At 64.2% G+C, this 20,489-nt stretch carries 21 protein-coding genes; 10 read left to right on the top strand and 11 right to left on the bottom strand.

What is annotated here, in order from left to right; all coding sequences use genetic code 11:
- Positions 1–787 precede the first annotated feature (787 nt).
- Positions 788–1,168 (top strand): M23 family metallopeptidase, encoded by a 381-nt coding sequence (locus tag TU34_RS24440; protein WP_420835209.1) that lies wholly within the window; start codon positions 788–790, stop codon positions 1,166–1,168.
- Between the two features lie 38 nt (positions 1,169–1,206).
- Here the strand turns inward: TU34_RS24440 and lnt are convergent, their stop codons facing one another.
- The 5 genes from lnt to TU34_RS24715 all read right to left on the bottom strand — a co-directional run bounded on the left by lnt (position 1,207) and on the right by TU34_RS24715 (position 6,385).
- Positions 1,207–2,778, bottom strand: coding sequence for an apolipoprotein N-acyltransferase (lnt, locus tag TU34_RS22025; protein ID WP_082080537.1), 1,572 nt, complete (start codon positions 2,776–2,778; stop codon positions 1,207–1,209).
- A gap of 11 nt (positions 2,779–2,789) precedes the next feature.
- Entirely contained in the window at positions 2,790–3,209 is a 420-nt protein-coding gene (locus TU34_RS24435) for a TlpA family protein disulfide reductase (RefSeq protein WP_238981435.1), read from the bottom strand.
- A 354-nt stretch (positions 3,210–3,563) separates the two neighbouring features.
- On the bottom strand, positions 3,564–4,826 hold the full coding sequence (locus TU34_RS22015) for an MDR family MFS transporter (RefSeq protein WP_045825072.1): 1,263 nt from the start codon (positions 4,824–4,826) through the stop codon (positions 3,564–3,566).
- Complete coding sequence (locus tag TU34_RS22010) at positions 4,823–5,929, bottom strand: PLP-dependent cysteine synthase family protein (RefSeq protein ID WP_082080535.1); 1,107 nt, start codon at positions 5,927–5,929, stop codon at positions 4,823–4,825. Before TU34_RS22010 ends, TU34_RS22015 begins: the two co-directional genes overlap by 4 nt.
- Positions 5,930–6,007: 78 nt before the next feature.
- Positions 6,008–6,385 (bottom strand): hypothetical protein, encoded by a 378-nt coding sequence (locus TU34_RS24715; RefSeq protein ID WP_476756167.1) that lies wholly within the window; start codon positions 6,383–6,385, stop codon positions 6,008–6,010.
- Between the two features lie 369 nt (positions 6,386–6,754).
- Between TU34_RS24715 and TU34_RS22000 the strand changes: the two genes are divergently transcribed.
- On the top strand, positions 6,755–7,372 hold the full coding sequence (locus TU34_RS22000) for a DUF305 domain-containing protein (RefSeq protein WP_045825070.1): 618 nt from the start codon (positions 6,755–6,757) through the stop codon (positions 7,370–7,372).
- Positions 7,373–7,421: 49 nt separating this feature from the next.
- On the opposite strand, the gene TU34_RS21995 is transcribed toward TU34_RS22000, so the two are convergent.
- On the bottom strand, positions 7,422–7,955 hold the full coding sequence (locus TU34_RS21995) for a class I SAM-dependent methyltransferase (RefSeq protein WP_203225517.1): 534 nt from the start codon (positions 7,953–7,955) through the stop codon (positions 7,422–7,424).
- 380 nt (positions 7,956–8,335) lie between these two features.
- On the opposite strand from TU34_RS21995, the gene TU34_RS21990 reads away from it, so the two are divergent.
- Positions 8,336–9,772 carry an NlpC/P60 family protein gene (locus TU34_RS21990; RefSeq protein ID WP_045825069.1) on the top strand — a complete coding sequence of 479 codons (1,437 nt, stop codon included), beginning with the start codon at positions 8,336–8,338 and terminating at the stop codon, positions 9,770–9,772.
- A gap of 24 nt (positions 9,773–9,796) precedes the next feature.
- On the opposite strand, the gene TU34_RS21985 is transcribed toward TU34_RS21990, so the two are convergent.
- The 3 genes from TU34_RS21985 to TU34_RS21975 all read right to left on the bottom strand — a co-directional run bounded on the left by TU34_RS21985 (position 9,797) and on the right by TU34_RS21975 (position 11,832).
- Positions 9,797–10,459, bottom strand: a complete 663-nt coding sequence (locus tag TU34_RS21985; protein WP_045825068.1) for an adenylate/guanylate cyclase domain-containing protein — start codon at positions 10,457–10,459, stop codon at positions 9,797–9,799.
- A 75-nt stretch (positions 10,460–10,534) separates the two neighbouring features.
- Entirely contained in the window at positions 10,535–11,473 is a 939-nt protein-coding gene (locus tag TU34_RS21980) for a M56 family metallopeptidase (RefSeq protein ID WP_045825067.1), read from the bottom strand.
- Positions 11,470–11,832 carry a BlaI/MecI/CopY family transcriptional regulator gene (locus tag TU34_RS21975; protein WP_045825066.1) on the bottom strand — a complete coding sequence of 121 codons (363 nt, stop codon included), beginning with the start codon at positions 11,830–11,832 and terminating at the stop codon, positions 11,470–11,472. The genes TU34_RS21980 and TU34_RS21975 overlap by 4 nt, the downstream gene beginning before the upstream one ends.
- 65 nt (positions 11,833–11,897) lie before the next feature.
- On the opposite strand from TU34_RS21975, the gene TU34_RS24040 reads away from it, so the two are divergent.
- From TU34_RS24040 to TU34_RS21945, 6 genes are all read left to right on the top strand, one after another.
- Positions 11,898–12,422, top strand: a complete 525-nt coding sequence (locus TU34_RS24040) for a hypothetical protein (protein WP_160298580.1) — start codon at positions 11,898–11,900, stop codon at positions 12,420–12,422.
- Positions 12,423–12,472: 50 nt separating this feature from the next.
- Entirely contained in the window at positions 12,473–12,715 is a 243-nt protein-coding gene (locus TU34_RS21965; RefSeq protein WP_150116672.1) for a hypothetical protein, read from the top strand.
- A gap of 51 nt (positions 12,716–12,766) precedes the next feature.
- Positions 12,767–13,579 (top strand): cytochrome c biogenesis CcdA family protein, encoded by an 813-nt coding sequence (locus tag TU34_RS21960; protein ID WP_045825063.1) that lies wholly within the window; start codon positions 12,767–12,769, stop codon positions 13,577–13,579.
- Between the two features lie 238 nt (positions 13,580–13,817).
- A complete protein-coding gene (locus TU34_RS23325) occupies positions 13,818–14,828 on the top strand; it encodes a prolipoprotein diacylglyceryl transferase family protein (protein ID WP_082080533.1) in 1,011 nt (336 codons plus the stop codon).
- Positions 14,829–14,869: 41 nt separating this feature from the next.
- Positions 14,870–15,463: a TlpA family protein disulfide reductase gene (locus TU34_RS21950; RefSeq protein ID WP_045825077.1), complete on the top strand. Its 594-nt coding sequence runs from the start codon at positions 14,870–14,872 to the stop codon at positions 15,461–15,463.
- 119 nt (positions 15,464–15,582) lie between these two features.
- A complete protein-coding gene (locus TU34_RS21945; protein WP_032401348.1) occupies positions 15,583–16,908 on the top strand; it encodes an ISL3-like element ISPfr2 family transposase in 1,326 nt (441 codons plus the stop codon).
- A gap of 90 nt (positions 16,909–16,998) precedes the next feature.
- Here TU34_RS21945 and TU34_RS24035 read toward each other — a convergent pair whose 3' ends face one another.
- A complete protein-coding gene (locus TU34_RS24035) occupies positions 16,999–17,202 on the bottom strand; it encodes a hypothetical protein (RefSeq protein ID WP_160298579.1) in 204 nt (67 codons plus the stop codon).
- 65 nt (positions 17,203–17,267) lie between these two features.
- The gene (locus TU34_RS21935; RefSeq protein WP_045825061.1) at positions 17,268–18,770 is read right to left on the bottom strand and encodes a multicopper oxidase family protein; all 1,503 of its coding nucleotides are present in this window, start codon (positions 18,768–18,770) and stop codon (positions 17,268–17,270) included.
- 175 nt (positions 18,771–18,945) lie between these two features.
- On the opposite strand from TU34_RS21935, the gene TU34_RS21930 reads away from it, so the two are divergent.
- Positions 18,946–20,217 (top strand): L,D-transpeptidase, encoded by a 1,272-nt coding sequence (locus TU34_RS21930; protein ID WP_082080531.1) that lies wholly within the window; start codon positions 18,946–18,948, stop codon positions 20,215–20,217.
- The last annotated feature ends 272 nt before the right edge of the window (positions 20,218–20,489 follow it).

Raw genomic sequence — 20,489 nt, 5'->3', positions numbered from 1 at the left:
CCGCGGGCCCGAAGACCCGCCCACCGACACAGCCAGCCGGCAACCTCCGCATGCCCACATCACCAAACCAGCAGCCACACAACAGAATCAGTAATCAGCGCAACGCTGGTGAAAGACTGAGGCTAACGCGCTCACACACAACCTTTCCCAACAAGGAGACACCGCGCCTAACACGACTACTATGTGCCTTAGTACTATGACACATAGTAGACATGGGCGGTAGGCCTGTCTCGACCGGCAGGGACACGACGTGGCGCGACATCGCAGGTACGAATCTGACGACACACCGATTGCACGTAGTGGCAGCGGGGCGGCGCTCGCGGTGGCAGATCCGGCGTCGAGACGGCCAGCACGTCTGGGCTTCGCCGCCATGCAGAGCGACGCACGATCCGCGCACGATCGCTGTGGAGTTTCGTCCTTGGAGACAGTCGATCTCACGGAGTTACTGGGTCCACTGCGCCTGAGTTATCCCGCGCCGTGGGAACGGAGGTGGTGCTGGGCGCCGCCGACCGATGAACCGGCGCCGGAACCTGTGTCAGTGGTGGGTGGTGATCGCCGGCGGCCGAACGGGGTGACCGTCCTGCTCGCAGCGGTGGCATGCGGAGCCCTTGTCGCCGGCGGGGCGATCTCCCCAGACGGGCCGAGGACCGCGGGCAAGAGCCCCTCAGATGTCGCCGCAGTCGTTGCCCGCGCATCACCCACTCGCCGTCAGGCTTTCCTGCCACCGCCACCGCGCGCAGCACCCAGCGCTGCGCGTACTCGCTTGACCCCTCGTCGACCGCGTTCAGTGGCCCCCGTCGTCGGCGTGGTGACCTCGGGGTACGGGATGCGGTGGGGAACCGAACACTATGGTCTCGATATCGCCAATGTCATCGGTACTCCGATCTTCTCGGTGTCTGATGGGGTGATCCTGAACTCCGGACCCGCCAGTGGGTTCGGCCTGTGGGTGCGAATACGCCACGACGACGGCACCACAGCGGTGTACGGGCATATCAACGAGACACTGGTCGCGGTGGGCCAACGGGTCCGTGCCGGACAACAGATCGCGACTGTCGGCAATCGTGGTATCTCTACTGGTCCGCATCTGCACTTCGAGGTGTGGCAGGGCGACTCGGTGCGTCTTGATCCGGCGGCGTGGTTACGGGCCCGCGGCGTTGTCTTTCAATAGCTACAGTCGGCCCGCGCAGTCCGCTTACCGCCGCAGGTTCACGCGACGGCGCGTTCCCGCGCCGAGCGAAGCGCTACCCGTCGACGTGCGGGGTCGAGTAGAGATATCACCGCTACCGCGACCGCCAGCCATTCCGGTAGAGCCCCGACTCGGGTAGCGACCGTGAGGTCCGAGCGCAGCTGCACTTGGGCTACGAGGACGTCGGCGGTGAACAAGCGGGTGCGCTGCGCGACCCGGCCGTCCGTGGTGATGACCGCACTCACACCGCTGGTGGCCGCCACGAGGACCGCGCGGCCGTGTTCGACCGCACGGACCCGCGACATCGCCAGCTGCTGATACGTCATGTCTGTTCGACCGAAGGTGGCGTTGTTCGTGGGTACGGTGATCAGTTGGGCGCCGGCGCGCACCGATCGACTCACCAACCGGTCGAACGCAATTTCATAACAGGTCGCTACCGCGATCGGAACTCCGCTGATGTCGACGACGCCGTCTCCGGTGCCGGCAACGAAACGCCCAGCCTGCGCGGCATACGGGGAGAGCTTGGTCATCAGCGCACGCAGCGGTAGATACTCGCCGAAGGGCACGAGTTGACGCTTGTCGGAGCGCTGCCCCGGGCCGGTGCGGGGGTCCCACACAATGACCGAATTCCGGGTGGTGCCACCGCCGTTGGCGACGACCGCGCCGACAAGAATAGGTACCCCCACCGCCTGGGCTGCGATGGTGATCTGTTGGGCCGCGTCGGGATTGCGGTACGGGTCGATGTCGGAGGAATTTTCCGGCCACACGACGAAGGCGGGTTGCTTCATGTCACCCGCGGCCACTCGGGTGGCCAGGTCGATAGTCGCACGTACATGATTGTCGAGCACGGCGCGGCGTTGAGCGTTGAAGTCCAGCCCCAGCCGCGGCACATTCCCCTGCACCACGGCAACGGTCACCTCTGGACCGCCGCCGCCGGTTGGCGGGGCAACGACAACGGCAACTCCCACCAGTGCAATGCCCACGATTGTGACCACCGCCCGTACACGAATGGGCGTAACCGCGACCATCGACAGTCCCAAGGCTGCCCCTAAGGCGACGACGACGAACGATAACCCAGGCGTTCCCGCCAGTGATGCGAGTGGCAGCAGTGGACCATCGGCCTGTCCAAATCCCAAACGCCCCCAGGGGAAACCGCCAAACGGGATGCGGGAACGGACTGCTTCGACGGCAACCCAGCCGCTGGCGATCCACATCGGCGCCCACCGCATCTGCACCAATGTGGGCACGCCGGCGGCGAAGACCGCGACCGCGACCGCTTGGGCCGCCGACAACGCGAGCCAGGGCGCTGCGCCCACGTACTCACCTACCCACGGCAGCAGTGGAAGGAAGAACGCCAGTCCCGCCACATACCCGATTCCCGCGGCGGCGCGGACCGATCTACCGCGCAGCGTCACTATCAGAATCGCCATACCGATCGGGGCCAGGAACCACAGTCCTCGTGGTGGAAAACTGAGATACAGCAGATAACCCGACACCACCGCGACTCCCAAGCGGGCAGCCGATGCGGCCAACGCGCGTGCGTTAACACCCCGTCGACCGCTCCTGTCGCCGTAGTGGGCGTCCCGGCCCATCACGGCCCGCTTCACGTCGTCACTGCCAAGTACTGCTCAACAGCACGCGCTATCTCGTCCGAGGAGCGAAAAACGCGCGGCAACAGCGCCGCAACGGTCCCGTCAGGGCGAATAAGCACCGATGTCGGATACACCCGCGGAAATCCCACCGCGGCGGCGAGACGCCCCTGTGTGTCTACGACCGTCGGTAGATGAACTGCGATGTCGGTGAGCAACTTCAGCGACAAATCGGGTCGTTGCGCCCCGTCAACGCCTTGCACAGTCAGCACCTGGACTCGTTGGCCTGCCCGCGACGCGTACTCAGCGACGATCGGCAACTCGGTGCGACACGGCCCACACCAGAACGCCCAATAATTGATGAACATGGGTCGTCCCGCGCCAGCGCGTGCGATGTCGACCGCCGGCGGTCCTGCTAAGCAGTCCAGCGTCACACCACGCAGCGGAGATGCGGCAGATACCGGAGGGCCGGGAACTGGACAGGGCGACAGTTGAGCTTTGGCACGTGCCGCAACGAGATCGCTTGCGGCGGCCGCTGGTTGCGATGCCGTATCAACGGCGCTCTGCCGCTGCGCCGGAACCGTGTCGTCCCGGCCTGTCGCCTGCGGCCACACAGCGACGATGAGGGCGGCGACGACGACGAGAATGCACACCCCGACCCGCGTCGACGTTGACACCTGTGTCCACTGTCCAGCCACCGGAACTACTATACGGGATAGTAGTTCCGGGGTGGAGTTACGTGCGCAATGCGCCCTGTAGCGAAGTCCCTTCGCGAAATTGGGGGTTCGTTACCCGGCTCCCACAACAGCAGGTGGGGCGGCGAGGTCGCGGGCCCGGACGAGTAGGGCCATTGTCGCTGCGCAGATCACCCCGAGGCTCACCAACACAACCCAGACGAATGCGCCGGCGTCAGCGTCGCGGAACACACCGAACAGTGCACCGGTTCCCAGGTTCCCCAGCAGTATCCCCACGCCGACGATCGTGTTGTAGAAGCCATAGTGGGTGCCCATCAGGCGCCCTCCCGACAACGCGACGATCGTGTCCATCTCGAAGGGGAATACGATCGCGGTCCCTACCGCGAGCAGCGCCGCGCACAGCAACAGTGCGACCCCTGCGGTCACACGTCCTGCCACCGCCGGCTCACCGACCACCACAAGTGGAACAAACGCCGCTGCCATCACTGCCAGGCCGATACACAAGCTGCGATCGCGTCCCAGCCACCGTGTGCACAGCTTCGTGATGCGCAGTTGCGCCAGCACGGCAACCAGCCCCGACACGACAAACAGCGATGTCACCAGTGCTGTGTCGTCTCGTCCAGGACCGGCCACCACCGCGGCCTGTAACGGGAGGGCGAGGTACACCTGAAAGGACAGCACGTACGACGAGATCATCGTGATCGCGAAAAGAACAAAAGTTCTGTTTCTCAGGATGGTGCGCCAGTCGTCACGTATTCGAGTTCGTTCGCTCGCCGCTTCTTTGTGATGCGCCGGAAGCGTCACTATTTGGATCACTGTCAACGCCCCGAAGATGATTGCCGCCGCGATGCATGTCACCCGAAAATCGAGCATGGTCAGCGCCAATCCGACCAGGGGACCCAGCAAAATTCCTGCTTGATAGAACATGTTGAACACTGCGAACGCCTCGAGTCGGCGTTCGCCCGCGTCCGCGGCCAGGTAGGCGCGCACGGCGGGATTGAACAGTGCACCGGCAAACCCGGTGAGCGCAGAGGCGAGCACAATGAGCGGCAGCGATGATGCGAAGGCTAGGAGACCGAAGCCGACCGTCCTCAACACGCACCCAGCGATGATCATGGGTTTGTATCCGAAGCGGTCGGCGAGGGTGCCGCCCACCAAAAACAGTCCCTGCTGGGAGAAGTTTCGGACTCCCAGAACGAAACCTATGACCCATGCGGCCAGACCCAGTGGACCGGCGAGGTAGCCGGCCAGATAGGGCATCAACATGTAAAAGCCCAAGTTGATGGTGAATTGGTTGACCATCAAGATTTGGCTGGGTCGATCGAACGTACGAAACTGTCGTGTCACGTCGATCATCGGCGGGGACCTTTCACTTGCGTCATATCCGCGCAGCGACTCCACCGGTCGATGACGACGTCGGCCGGGTTGCTGACGGTGACTGGGTCGGTGGGCATGGCGGCGTTCAGCAGACCGTGTTCGCTGCAGAAGTCGTCGTTGTAGATCGAGTCGAAGTACCGTTGCGGCCCGTCTGGGAAGATCGTCACGACGTTGGTGTCGCGGGCCGAGTTGCGCGCGACCCAGCCCGCGGCCAGGGCTACAGCACCAACACTCCACCCCCCGCTGCCGTGATAGCCCGCAGCGAGGGCCCGGCATGCAGTCACTACCTCGCCCGGAGCCAACCAATGCACCTCATCGAACGCGTCGTAGTCCACGTTCGCCGGGAAGATGCTCGACCCCAGTCCCCGCATGAGGCGTGGTCGCGCTGGTTGCCCGAAGATGGTCGATCCGACGGCGTCGACCCCAACCAGACGCATATCGGGGTAGTGCTGTCGCAGAACGTGCGCCACTCCAGCGGAATGGCCGCCTGTTCCGACCGAACACACGAGAACATCGACGCGGTCGAGCTGTTCGAGCAATTCGAGTGCCAACGATTTGTAGCCTGCAACATTGTCAGGGTTGGAGTATTGGTCAGGACACCACGACCCCGGATGAACGGCGAGGAGCTCGTGCACCCGATCGCGCCGGGCTTGCTGCCACCCGCCGCTGGGATGGGTTACCGACACCACCTCCACCTCGGCTCCGTAGGCGTGCAGCATGTTGTGCACAATCGGTTCTAGGCCGGGGTCGGTGACCAGGGTCACCGGGTGATCGTAAACGGTGCCCGCCAGGGCGAGACCCAAACCGAGAGTGCCGCTGGTTGATTCGACGATTCGCGCACCCGGAGCCAAGTCCCCACGAGATCGCGCTCGCTGAACCATGTGCAGGGCCGGTCGATCTTTCATGCCACCGGGGTTGCACCCTTCTAGTTTCGCCCAGAACCCCAACCCGCCAGATGCGAACGGGTCGCCGATGCGTAGCAGCGGGGTGTTGCCCACCAGAGCACTTGGTGCACCGCCATCGGCGGTTGAGCGGGGCGCGGTTTCGGGCGGGTTGGAAAAGGTCAGGTCAGTTGTACTCATGTGGGGTAGATCTCCTGAATTGGTGACGAGCGTCAGATGCCGGCGGTCGCGGCACGTGTTTGATGTCTCGCGCACCCCTCAGCAGCGATCGATACACACAGCCAGCAGGAGCTGACGGCCCCAGAGGGAACACCACGGTCGCGGCGGAGCCCGCGCGCGGTGCGCCGCGACCACTGCCGCGGGTAGTCCATGGGCCTCGGCCGCAGTCGGCCACGCCACCACCATCCCGCGCCGCACACCTGTGTCGCGCACCAGGTGACCCTCGACGGTGTCGTGGTGAACGGCGAGTCCCCCGGTCGTGAGATGACCGTGGTCGGGGGCGTGCTCCTCAGCCTGCTGGGCCATCGGGCTTACCGGATGCGCCCCGCCCGGCGTCTGATTCACTCCGGCCACCCCAGCCGCACCGCACAGCATGGCCACGGCCACAACCACCCCGACGGTGACCGTCACTGCCACCTCGCGGCGCCAGGTCGAACGGTTTGCAGGCCTCACGAGCCGCGACTGTAGCAGCGCAAAACGACCTCACTGGTCAGGGATGTTTTGCCCCCACTTTCCGCGACGTCCTGGCATGAGGGCAAGCAACCCTGTTGACACCCAACGGGTTCGGCGGCAACGTCGACCACGCATCAGAGTGCACCCTGGTATGCACGTGCGTGTGCTGATCGGGCTGATGCGCTGCAGTCGAGTCAACCACCCCGCCCGATTTGGTACTATCGGTGATAGTAGTACCGGGTGTAGGACCCAGGACGGTGCGACCGCTGTCGACCGTCTCACATCGCGTGCAACAGGACCTCAGGTTGCGCGCCCACAGCAAGGAGTCAGGCCGTGAATACGTGGAAGTCAGCCGCAATTGGTTCGTCTGCCCTGGCACTCGTTGTCGGGGTCTCCGCATGTGGGGGGTCGATGGGCGGGATGGACATGGGCGGCGGGTCACAGATGAACATGAGCGGCAGCGCGCAGACCAGCTCGGTCGCCCAGGACGCCGCGTTCAATCAGGCCGACGTGACATTCGCCAAAGACATGTATCCCCATCACGCACAAGCCGTGGAGATGGCGGGTTACGTGAAGGGACGCACCACCACCCCGGCGGTCCTGGCGCTCGCCGATCAGATCAGCAAGGCGCAGGAACCGGAGATGACCACACTGAAATCGCTTTTGACGCAGTGGGGGCAACCGGCGCCGTCGGCGCAGATGGACATGTCGGGTTCGATGGCGATGGATGGGATGATGTCATCAGCCGATATGAGCAAGCTGCAAACCCTGTCCGGTACAGCGTTCGATCGCGAATGGTTGACCATGATGGTCGCCCATCACACGGGAGCGATTGCGATGGCAACCAAAGAGATCCAGTCGGGTAAAAGCGCCGAGGCAAAGGCCCTCGCCCAGAGCATCGTGGCCGCCCAACGCACCGAGATCGCGACCATGAACAAGCTTCTCGACTGACCCCGTCTACTGCCCCACCGTCATACCGATGAGTGCGAGGCAGCAAGGGTTATTGGCTCTTTTGCACCATGAACCGGACCACCTGTCCTCGCGCCGATTGCCGGATCACAACACGTTGCACCGCAAACTGTTCGAAGGCTGGTTCGATCTCGTCGCTGCGGATGAGGCGAAATGGTGAACGATCAAGCTGATGAAGCACCCGGGTGGATCGAGTGGACAGCAAGTCGTAACCGACCAGCCAGCCCCCTGGTCGCAGCACCCGCATCGCCTCCCCGAGCACCAGCTCCCACCTCAGGGTGTGATGCAGCATCAAAAACGACACGACCGACCCGAACACTTCGCTGGCGAACGGTAGACCCGTCGCATCCGCCTGTGCCACGTCGGCTCGGGCGCCGTACCTGGCCAACCGTTGCCGCGCCGCGGCGACCATGATCGGATCGACATCGGTGACCGTCATGCTGATGTCGGGGTGATCGGCAAGGATCCGTGCTGCCATCGCACCATCTCCGGCCCCGATCTCCAGGACTTGACTGCCCAAGGGCGCTTGTTGAAGCGACCACGGGACGATGATGCGGTGAGCCATCGCTCCCCATGACGCGCTCCGACAAAACGCCGACTCAACCGCTGACATGGCGGGCATGACCAACCTCCTGTACGTGGACACACGTTACCCCCTAGGGGTACGACGCCGGCGGTGAAAACGGGATGTTCGACATCGGTGCGGTGGTCCCCGTGGAAGGGATGACGGGCAGGCAACGCCGCCCGGGCACGCAGTGTGACCCGCTCCCCCAGCGACGAGACCAATCCCCCCGACACTCCGCGCCTGCACCGCCCGATAGCGAGCACGGATGAGGCAACGATTGCGCAACGAAGCGGCCATCGAACTACTAACCCGGCTAGTAGCTGTGTCTACTATGTCGGATAGTACTGAGGTGTAAGCGACTGCAGGGAGCAGTGTGACGTATGGGTGTTGCGGTGTGTCGGCGGTCGGTGTTCGCTGCGGTGATTGCGGTGGCGAGTTCGTTGGTGGTTGGTAGTGCGGTGGCGTGGGGTGCGCCGCTACCGGAGTCGCCGGGTGATCGAATCGCGGCGTTGGTCACCTCCATCGCCGGTGTCGACCAACAAATCGCCGACCTCGAGCGCGCCGCAGCAGGCAAACGTGAAGGCGTCAATCGGACGTTGGTCGATTTGCAGATGGCCCGCGATGCTCAGCACCTGGCCGCTGTTGCTGCCGACGGAGCCCGTCGCTCACTGAGTGAGTCCACGGTCGCCGCGAACGCCGCGCAGAAGCAATTCGACGCCGTCGTGGCCCGGTTGTACCGCCAGGGCAATTCATCGGATTCCACGGGCTTCTTACTGTCACCGGATCCGGATTCGTTCCTTGAGCGCACCGGAGTGATCGGCAGGATCACACGGGAGCAGCGGCGCATCGTCGATGACGTCAAACGTCGTCGTAATGACGCCGCCAATCGTTCAGCGATCGCCGAGGCCACAGTGACGACGGCCCGGCGGGCGACCACCACTGCCCAGCGCCAACAGCAAGTCGCCCGCTCAGCGCTTACCGACGCCATGGCAGCTGTGACCCAACAGCAGTCACGCAGAGCAGCCCTGACAACAAAGAGAAGTGAAGCCGCAGCGCAACTCGCTCGGCTGCGGCCCGCCGTAGCCACCGGTCGTACGCCGGTGGCCGCTGGCAGTGCGCCACTGCCGGCGGCGGCCCCACCATCAGCGACCCCGGAGGCTGTCCCGGACCCGGCCGCAATGGTGCGTGAGGCTGTGGTGAAGCTGGCCAAGAATGCCGTTCAGCAGGCATTGGCGGCGATCGTTGCGTCGTTGAGTCGTCCTCATACCGATATCGAGGGTTCACAACAGCCCAGTCCACCGGCGGTAGCCTCACCGCCACCTACACAAGGCGAGGGCGGCTCACCTTCGACCACACCCTCTGCTGTAGGCCCTATTCCGCCCGATGCGACGGCGGGGCCGGCGGCGGTGGAAACCGTGGTCAACCGGGCCATGTCTCAGTTGGGTGTGCCGTACTCATGGGGCGGCGGCAACGCCAGCGGACCCACCGTCGGTGTTCGCGATGGTGGCGTCGCCGACAGCTTCGGCGACTACGCGAAGGTCGGGTTCGATTGCTCCGGGTTGATTCTGTATGCGTTTGCCGGTGCAGGCATCGCGCTGCCGCACTACACCGGTTACCAGTACACCTCAGGCCGCCAAATCCCGTTGGCAGACATCCAGCGCGGTGACATCATCTTCTACGGTCCCAACGCCAGCGAGCACAACGCGCTCTACATCGGCGACAACAAGATGATCGAGGCGCCGCAGTCCGGCGATGTCGTCAAGGTGTCAGCACTGCGCACCAGTGGCGCCATGCCCTATGTCGTTCGCCTGCTCTGACACCCCACGCGCAGCGCGCGTCGACTAGTACCGGTCCGGGTTCTGCGCGAACAGGCCGGCGCAGCGCAACGAACAGAATGCGTACGTCGCCCCGGCGTGGCGCAGAGTGCCGATGGCGTTTTCGGGTCTCACCCGCATGCGGCAGACCGGATCGACGAGTCCCGTTCGGGGCGACGCGACGTCGAGCGCGAACAGATGGACCGGAGCGGCGACGTTGCGCATAGACGTGAGGCCGAGATCAAAAACGGCTATCCCACAAGCACGGGCATCGTCGGCGATGTCGGGCGTGCACAGTACCTGACCGGCTGTGGCCATGCCGGCAACCCGGGCGGCTACGTTCACCGTGGCGCCGAATACGTCACCACGACGGTGGATCACCGGCCCATGGTGCAGGCCGGCCCGCAGGTCGAGGAAGTCCTGATTGCGGTGACTGTCACGAACCATCGTGGTGACCAGGTGTACTGCTGCTCGAGGTGTCGCCGAGGTCAGCAATACCGCGTCACCGATGGACTTGACTAGCTGGTCCCCGTCGCTCAGGGCCGTGCGCGCCAGGTCGGTGAGTGCATCGGCGAGGTCGGCGGCATGCTGATCGCCATGGGCCTCGGTCAGCGCTGTGAACCCGGCAAGGTCGACGAAAATCACCGTTTCGCCTTCGCCGGGTGTGTGGAGATCTACGTCTGCTGCCATGGTCGATTCTCTTTCGATGAGCGCTGGTGGTCGCTGAACGCCATCTGACCCGCGCGGCAGCACTCCGTGCCTGTGCTACGAGCAGGTCAAAGTTGCTAGCACCATGGTGACCGTCGCGGCGGGCGCCAGCACACACGCGGTGGTGATTGCCGCGATATGCAGGCTTGCCGAGAGATGCGACCGCTGACCCTGCCGCGTCAACGTGTTGAGGCGAAACCCCAGATTGCCCTGAGCTGCGGCCAACGAGCCCCGCGGAGGAGTGGCCTGCCGGGGAGCGCTGGCTAGTTTGATTAGCGCCGAGGCGACCGTCATCGGGCCGTGGGCCGACGCGGCAGCGGCATCGGCGGCCTGTTCGCTGAGCCCGCGAACCGACTGTGCTCCGTACCGGAACAGGGGTATGGCGGAGAGGGTTCGTCCGCACGCCTCGGCCCACACGATGGTGGTGTGGTGGCGCATTCGTGCGTGGGCGCGTTCGTGACTCAGCACTGCGTCGAGTTCGTTGTCGTTGAGGAAACCGAACAGCCCCGTCGACGCGCCGATCCGCGTGCGAGGCCCGGCGAGACAGAACGCGACCGGACGGTCGTCGTCGAGCCACCACACGTCAGGAAAACCCGGTAGCTGGAAGCCGGTGAGGAAGATGGTGTCGGACAACTGCTCACGCCGGTCACGTTGGGCGTTGCGGCGCCGCAGGATACGAACGAATACGCAGCTGAACACCACGAGCAGTGCTACCGACCCGGCCGCACCAGCGACATTTTCACCCGCGGCCGGTGTCGTGTGGGCCAGTGAATTCAAACACCGACCCACCAGCGACGACACGAAGCTGGTGGCGTGGCCCGGAACGAGCAGGGTCACCGCCGCACCGACTGATACCAGCGCAAACAGCACTTGCGCGGTCGGCCACGCCGCCATCGCCAGTCGCGGGTCGATTCGATGCTGGTGCCGGATCATCCACGTCGGCCATACCCACCCCAGAGCGCCCGCTGTCGCGATGAACGCGAAAGGGACGTTCACGACCGTCGCGCTCGACGGCGCAAGCCCCGCCGCAGCGCATCGGATTCGTTGTCGCTTGTCGACTGCGCGAAATGCAACAATATGGCTTCGGCCTCATCGGATTCGTCGAGAATTCCGCGGACGGTCTCTGCAACCGCCGCAGTCTTACTCAGACGGGGCCGGTAGTGGTAAGCGCGCCCCACCCGTTCACGCGTGACCCAGTTTTTGCCATACAGGTTGTCCAGGACCGTCATGACGGTGGTGTAGGCGAACGGTCGCGCGGGGTCCATCACGTCCATCACGTCGCGCACACGCATCGGTTCAGCGCTCGACCACAGCGCAGCCATCACCGCCGATTCGAGCTCACCCAACCCTCGCATGGCCAATGCCACCTTCTCTCACGACGCTCCCGGTAGACCGGGTCCCAGTGGAGCCAGGATACTCAGTGACAACGTCGCCCACCGTCGTCTCAGCCTCGGTGCGTCGGCAACGATCAACGCCGCATCGCGCACCCCGCCAACGGGCCATCACCGCACTGGCACTCGCAAGCAACGACACTCCCGCGAGAATCGGCTGTACCGGCGCCCATACGCTCAACGCCCCCGAGACACCCAAGAGCGACACCGCAATCTTGTTGCACACCGGACACCCCACCGCCAGCGCACTCCCCACAACGCCGAACACACTGCGCACATTCGACGATCGGGCGCGCGGCGCGGCCTCGATACCGGCCCAGGCGAACATCAACACCGCCATTGCCGCCACCACACCCGGCTCCCACCACCGCACCGGTGTCATCCGCGTGAAGAATCCGGTATCGATCACATCCGTTGGCACACCCACGACAACCACTGTCAGCATCGCCGCCACCAGCGCCCGAGGCACATTCCATGTCACCGAGCCGACTACCCTCACCACACCGCTTCTCCGTTCACCGACCAGTTACCTGATGACATACTATTGGGGATAGTAGTTGATCGTCCACCCCCATCGGGTTTGAACAGCGAGGATGCCTGCGTCATGACTGACCCGAATCCTGCAGGTCATGTCCCAGCGCTGCTGCGCTACATCACGGTGGCCTACTGCGCTGGCATGACGCTGGGCTTAATTCTCTTCGTCACAGCGGAATTCGCGCACAGCGGGCTAGGCCCCGGCGCAGCGACGGTGCTGCAGTGGTCGCAGCTGCATCACTGGACCTGGGGACTCACCGGTTCGGCCTTGGTTACAACAGTCCTGCTGCGCTACCTGCGGTCGCTCGGCTAACCCCCGGGGGACCACTCCAAACCAACCATCTACTACCGTGGATAGTAGTTCGTGGGGGATTGCAAAGAAGGGGGTCAGACGATCGGTACTGCCTTTCAATCTGCGGCCGCTTCGGGACCGCTGTTACTGGCCCTCGGGGCAGCTATTCTCGCCGGACTGGTGTCGTTTGCATCGCCGTGTTGTCTTCCCCTTGTTCCCGGATACCTGTCCTACCTCGCGGGACTGGCGGGTGCCGATACCTCTGCAGATTCCGCCGGCGAAACCCCGGGCAAGATGCGCAGATGGCGGGTCACAGCTGCAGCAATACTGTTCGTGGCGGGGTTCACCGCGGTGTTTGTTGCCGCTACGGCGTCGGTCTTCGGGCTGATAACCGTCCTCCAACTCAACCAAGCGTTGCTACAGCGCGTCGGCGGTGTCGTCACCATCGTCATGGGCCTGGCATTCCTCGGCTTCATCCCCGCGTTGCAGCGCGACACCCGCCCGCATCTGCGACCCACATCCGGGTTGGTGGGTGCCCCGCTGTTGGGGGCAGTGTTCGGACTGGGTTGGACGCCGTGTCTGGGTCCCACCCTGTCTGGGGTGTTGTCGGTTGCCGCAGGCACTTCGGGCACGACAGCGGTGCGCGGTGTCATTCTCATCGTCGCCTACTGCCTGGGCTTGGGGGTGCCGTTCATCGCCCTGGCTTTTGGTTCGACGCGGTTGATGTCCGGGGTTGGCTGGCTACGGCGCCACGCACGTGGCGTGCAGCTCTTTGGCGGGCTCACCCTCATCCTGGTCGGAGTGCTCCTCGTCACGGGCCAGTGGGCTCAATTCACCCTGTGGTTGCGCGCGGAGTTCGTCTCGACCTACCTCACCCCCATCTGAGCTGCGGTCACACCACACCCGCACGATTTACTACTACCTTCATTAGTAGTACAGCTACTATGCTGGATAGTAGTAACGTGCGATCACGCGTGCGGTATGGACGGTTGCGTGCCGGAACAAGACCCAGGGAGAAGCTGTGCGCAGTAATTCGGTTGTACAAGAGAGCGTCCCCGCGTCAGGTCGCCCGTCTGTGGCTTCTGGTCCCGAATCCGACGATGCCGCTCAGTGCGGAGAACTCATGGCTCGGGCGGAGCCGGGTATCGCGGCAACGTACTCCTTCGATGCCCATCCAGGTACGCAAGAGGCCGTCATGGTGCGGTTCATCGGACGACGGATTGGCGGAAAACCCTCGACTGCGGCCGGGGACCGCTTCGAGAAGACGAGCACGGTGGCGGCTTCTCATCTGATCGGCCACCTCAGCGTCACCACCCGCGTGCACGGCATTACTGCCGGTCAGTGGACGGTGTCGGCGCGTCCGTTGACCGCGGCTGGCCGGGCCCATTCCACGTTGTCGCCGAAGACGTTCACCACCACGACACGTTTCGCACCCACGACGTTCGGTCCAGGGGTTCGGTGGGGGGCATGGCCCGCGCTGGTGGGAATTGGTGCGCTCGCTGCCATCGTGATTCAGGCCCTGCTTTTCGCCCGCGTCGACCACCGTTGGTGGACCGCGGCGGTGATCACACTCGTTGCCTGCGGTGTGGGTTTTCCCTGTGCCAAGTTGTATTACGTGGCGCTGCATCGCGATCGGGAGCGCCGTGGGTTCCTGTCCGCAGGATCGTGTATCCAGGGTTTCCTCCTCGGTGCGGTGGCCGCCATGATTGGTCAAGCCGCGTTGTTCGGCCTTCCAATCGGCACGTTGCTCGACGCCACCACCCCCGGGGTGTTCGTCGGAATCGCGATCGGGCGACCCGGCTGCGTACTGGCGGGTTGCTGCGTGGGGCGACCGACAACGTCGCGGTGGGCGATATGGTCGTCGGATCGACGGATCGGGGTGCGCCGCTATCCTGTTCCGCTGATTGAAGCGGGTTTTGCTGTTGTAGTCGCCGCAGCCACCCTCAGTGCACTCCTGGTGGGCGTGACCGACAACTCCGGCGCTGTGTTTGTCGCGTCGATGGCGGCATACGTGTTGTTTCGTCAACTGCTGTTTCCGCTGCGCGAAGACCCGCACTCGGGCCGGGGCCGTTTATGGACCGGCGGTGTGGCCGCAGGCGTTGTCGTCGCGGCCGTCATCGTGTGGGTGCTGTGACCACCTCCTATGCGCGTCGCCGGCCGCGGCGCGGCCCGCATATGGTCGCTGTGCTCAGCGTTGTCGCAGTGGTTCTCGCCGCATGCTCGACCGGCAACGATGCCGTCAACAAGGGCAGCTCGTTCCAGTTCATTTCCCCCGGCGGCAAGGTCGTGATCAGCTACGACCCGCCGTCTTCTCGCCAGATGGTGCGCGAGTTGACAGGTACCGATCTGATGTCTGGGCGACCGCGATCGCTTACAGAGTTCGCCGGGCGTGTCGTGGTGATCAACGTGTGGGCGTCGTGGTGTGCTCCCTGTCGGCTGGAAAGCACCGAACTCGAGCAAGTGTTTGCTCAGACTTCGCCCATGGGTTCAGCGTTCCTCGGCATCGATTTTCGTGACGATCGCGACACCGCGCGCGATTTCGTCACCGACCGGAAGATGGGGTATCCCTCTTTGTTTGATTATGCCGGCCGTAGCCTCGCAGCTCTGACAACCCCGACGTCGGTCGTTCCGACCACCATTGTTCTCGATCGCAAACACCGCGTCGCCAAGGTCTACCTGCGATCGATTCGCGCAACCGAACTCGGCCCTGAGGTCGTGTCGCTTCTTCGTGAACCAGTCATTGACGTTCCTGCTGCAGAAGGGCCTTAGGCTGATGCCGGCTCTTCCCAGATGAGGGTGTAGGTCGGCCGGGCGCGTCGGTCCGCAGATAGACGTCGAGGTCTCCCGACGATGGAGGTTCCTACGCCATCCATCCGAAAGACCTCGACGTGTCCGACGCTACCCCGCCGGCCGGCTTCGGCCGCCCTGACCTGACCGCCTTCGCTCGACTCGACGGCCTCGGTCTGAGCGTGACCGGGCAACGACTTGAACCGGATCGTGCGGTCCTCGCGTGCCGCGTGGTGGAACCAGATCAGTGGTGCCGACGGTGCGGCAGCGAAGGCGCTGCTCGTGACACCGTGATCCGGCGGTTGGCCCACGAGCCGCTGGGCTGGCGACCGACCGTGCTGGAAGTTGTAGTGCGCCGCTACCGCTGTGCCGACTGCGGACACGTGTGGCGCCAAGACACCAGCGCCGCGGCGGAGCCACGCGCGAAGCTCTCGCGCACCGGGTTGCGGTGGGCGCTGGAAGGGATCGTGGTCGCACACCTCACCGTCGCCCGTGTCGCCGAGGGACTCGGGGTCGCGTGGGACACCGCCAACAACGCGGTCCTGGCCGAAGGCAATCGGCTGCTGATCAACGACCCCACGCGGTTCGAGGGCGTGAAGGTCATTGGCGTCGATGAGCACGTCTGGCGCCACACCAGGCGTGGCGACAAGTACGTCACCGTGATCATCGACCTCACCCCGGTCCGCGATGGCGCCGGCCCAGCAAGGCTGCTGGACATGGTCGAGGGCCGGTCGAAGGCGGCGTTCAAGACCTGGCTCGCCGACCGCGACGACGCCTTCCGTGACGCGGTCGAGGTGGTCGCGATGGACGGCTTCACCGGGTTCAAGACCGCCGCTGCGGAGGAGATCCCGGACGCGGTCACGGTGATGGATCCCTTCCATGTCGTGCGCCTGGCCGGTGACGCCCTCGACAGGTGTCGGCGCCGGGTCCAACTCGCGATCCACGGGCACCGTGGGTTCAGGGACGACCCGCTCTACAAGTCGCGGCGCACGCTGCACACCGGCGCGGACCTGCTTACCGACAAGCAGAGCGACAGGCTACGCGCGCTGTTCGTTGATGACGCTCACGTCGAGGTCGAGGCGACCTGGGGTGTCTACCAGCGCATGATCGCCGCCTATCGCCACGAGGACCGGCAACGTGGCCGCGAGCTCATGGAGAAGCTGATCACCGACCTCAGCGCCGGCGTCCCCAAGGTGCTCACCGAGCTCACCACCCTGGGCCGGACCCTGAAGAAGCGAGCCGCCGACGTGCTCGCCTACTTCGAACGACCCGGCACCAGCAACGGGCCGACCGAGGCGCTCAACGGACGGCTCGAACACCTGCGCGGCTCCGCACTCGGGTTCCGCAACCTGACCAACTACATCGCCCGAAGCCTGCTCGAGACCGGCGGCTTCAGACCCCAACTCCTGCACCCCCGATTGGGATGAGCCCTGATGCCTCGCCGGCGACCATCACCACCCACACGCACGCCTGACGGTCCACGGTCACGGATCCCCGTCGCGATCACCGCACAACCGTCATACCGCCGGTGGCGGCGTCGACGCGCACTCGCTCTCGGCGTCATCGTCGTCGGCATAACGATGGCGCTGTCGCACATGATCGAACACCTCGGGCGCCTGCACGTTCTGCCTGGAGTGGTTCAAGACCTTGTCCTGGGCTATCCCATGGCCGCCGCGCTCATTGTGCTCGGCCTCATCGCGTATCCGCGCTAAATCACCCACGAACCCAGGAAGACTCCGGTCCGTGGCGCAGGGGGCGAGACCCAGGGCATCCGGGAGGCGCCAGTTCAGGTGGACATGTACGACACCACGGTCATCATGCCGGCTTCGCCGTGATAGATGTTGTGGCAGTGTGTCAGCCACTGACCGGGGTTGTCGGCGTCGAAGTCGACATCGACGCTGGCACCGGGTAGCACCAAAACGGTGTCTTTACGCGGCCCCGCGCCGCCGTCGGTGGGGCGCACTTGAAAGGTGTGGCCGTGCAGATGCATCGGGTGAAACATTCCGGTTTGATTGGTGAACGTCAATCGCACGCGCTGCCCCTGGACTACAGGCAGCCCGCGTGCGGGATCATAACCGCGACCGTTGATAGTCCAATTGTATTGCCCGTCGGGCCCACCCAAGACGAGTTCGTGTCGAACATCGGGGGCCTTCTGCGACAGACGAACTGCCGTCACCGCGGCTGCCCGCGCGCTGTCAAACGGCACTGACGCGGCGAGCTTGGCGAGCGCCCCACCGGTATCACCCAGCGACGACCCTGCGACCTTGAGAACCGCCTGCGCCGAGCCAGTTTTCCCTTCAGCGATGGCGAGAATCGGAGTCGTGGACGGAGGGACAGTGATGATCGCGTCGACCCGCTCCCCCATTCCCAGAAGAATTGCTTCCTTTGAGGTCGGTTCTACCGCGAACCCGTCGGTGTGAGTAATCGTCATCGGCACCCCCGGGATACCGATCCGAAATGCCGTGTCGCCGCCCGCGTTGATCAGCCGCAACCGAATTCGCTGCCCGGCACGGACAGTCCGAGAATCCGCCGCGATCGGAAGCCGCCCATTGATCAGGTAATACGGGTAGACAACGTCGCCGGTGTCCGAGCCCAACGGCTCAGACGCTGACGCCGGCGCCGTACCATCCATACCACCCATCGCCGACATTCCGTCTCGGCGGAGCCCAGCCAACACGGTGTCCGGCGTGGTCGCTGGACTTCCGGTCCCGTCGATCCAATCATCGACAACCAGCACCCATTCGTCGTCATAGGCAGCCCCGTCGGCCGGATCCTCCACGATCAGTGGTGCATACAGCCCGCGGTCAAGTTGAGTTCCGACGTGGGGATGAAACCAATAAGTTCCAGCATCGGGAACGACGAACTCATAACGCTGACTTTTGCCGGCCACCACCGGTTGCTGGGTAAGCCCGGCAACCCCATCCATGTCATTGCGGATAGCCAATCCGTGCCAGTGCACCGAGGTGGGATCTGGGAGCGCGTTGGACACATCGACTCGCAGCCGTTCACCCTGGCGCACTCTAATCTCGCGACCGGGTACCGCTGCCCCGTACGTCCACGTCGGCACCATCACCCCGCCGAGGTCAATGGTTCCAGGTTCCGCGGTGAGCGCGAACGATCGGAGCGTTCCGCCGCCGGCCTCGAGGCGCGTCCGTTCCGTCGCGGCCACCACTGGATCGTTGGGCAACACACGCCGCCTCGGCGATGTTGTGCCGCCACTAGAACACGCTGCAACCGCACCGGACAACGCGACAACACCCGCAGTCGCCAACAACTGGCGCCGCGACATTCCGCCGCCAGCCGTCGGTAGACCACCGTCTCGTGCACCCTCACGCATCAGTCGCCTTCCCGCCACCACATCGCGTACTACTAGTTGCCATAGTAGACACGTCGCTTGCTATCTCCAGCCTGCAGACTCCCTGGTCAACTTCACACCGCCACCGCGACCTACTATGCTTCTTAGTATGTGTGCGAGAAGAAGGCCAGATGTCGATAGCCGCAGCACAGTGACACGGCGGCAGGTACTGATCGGAGGAATCGCCGCAGCTACCACCGGCACACTGGCCGCATGCACCTCCGCCCGCCCCAGCAACTCCCCTGGATCCGCCGCCAGTTCCTCACAAACCTCCGCCGCGCAACCTGCAACCATGACGTTCACTCCACCCCGCGGCAGCACGGGAGTCGACCCACTGGGGCGGGTTTCGGTCTCGGTCGCCAACGGAACGCTGGCCAGCGTTGCCATGACCAATACGGAAGGCAAGACCGTTATCGGCGTTTTAACCCCCGACCGAATGTCGTGGAAGCCGACAGAACCCCTCGGATTCGGCAAAACCTACAGTCTCACCGCGACCAGCCGCGACACCACAGGTCGTCAGACCACGGACACCACCAGCTTCACCACAGTCGAGCCTCGCACCCAAACCATGGTCTCGCTGACCACGACAGGCGGCACCCCCATCACCGCTGGCGGCACCTACGGGATCGGAATAGTTGTTGTCGCCCACTTCGACGAGCCGATCAGCGACCGCACGGCAGCACAACGACGCCTCAGTGTCCGCACCACCCCACCAGTGCCGGGACAATGGATGTGGGTCGACGACCAGAATGCGCACTGGCGTCCCGAGCGGTACTACACCCCCGGAACTCGCGTCGAAATTGCCGCCAGCGTGTACGGCGTAGCTCTCGGAGACGGCCTCTACGGCCAGGAAGACACGGCTACAACATTCCAGATCGGCCCCGCGCACGTCGCAATCGCCGACGACAACACAAAGCAGGTGACGGTTTACGACAACGGCAAACTCGTACGCACCATGCCCACATCCATGGGCATGGGCGGAACCGAAACCATCAACGGCCAGACACTGTCGTTCTGGACCCAACGAGGCATCTACACCGTCCTCGATAAATCCAATCCCGTAATCATGGATTCCTCGACGTACGGTCTACCCATCAACTCCCGCCTCGGGTACCGCGAAACTATCTATTACGCAACCCGAATCAGCAACGACGGCATCTACCTACACCAGCTGGAAAGTAGCATCTGGGCGCAGGGAAACACCAATACATCTCATGGATGCCTCAACCTCAATCCAGCCAACGCACAATGGTTCTACGACTTCTCCCAACCCGGCGACATCGTCGAGGTACGAAACACCGGCGGCGACCCACTCACCCAGGCACAAAACGGAGACTGGAGCGTCCCCTGGACAACCTGGCAGCAAGGTTCAGCACTCTAACGCTCACCAACGAGACGACATAACGAAATGTTACCGCTCGTAAGAGATGTTGCGCAGTGATGGTTTTGCTGACGTTCTGACATAGCTACGGGGCAACCACCGCCACAGCATTGACCACCGCAATGTTTCCCGCGGCGATGCCCAACCCTTTGACGCAGCCTGAATAGCCGATCGGCGAACGCGACGCAGCGCGGTGTCAGGCCGAACAACCCGGCGTCACCTAAGGATCACCACTGCCGCCGGGATCACAACACACTCGCGGACCTACGGGG

Origin of the sequence: Williamsia herbipolensis, from assembly GCF_000964005.1 — a bacterium.
GTDB classification, from domain to species: domain Bacteria; phylum Actinomycetota; class Actinomycetes; order Mycobacteriales; family Mycobacteriaceae; genus Williamsia_A; species Williamsia_A herbipolensis.
Note: the sequence above shows the minus strand (reverse complement) of the source record. Positions and strands in the feature narration are given on the sequence as shown.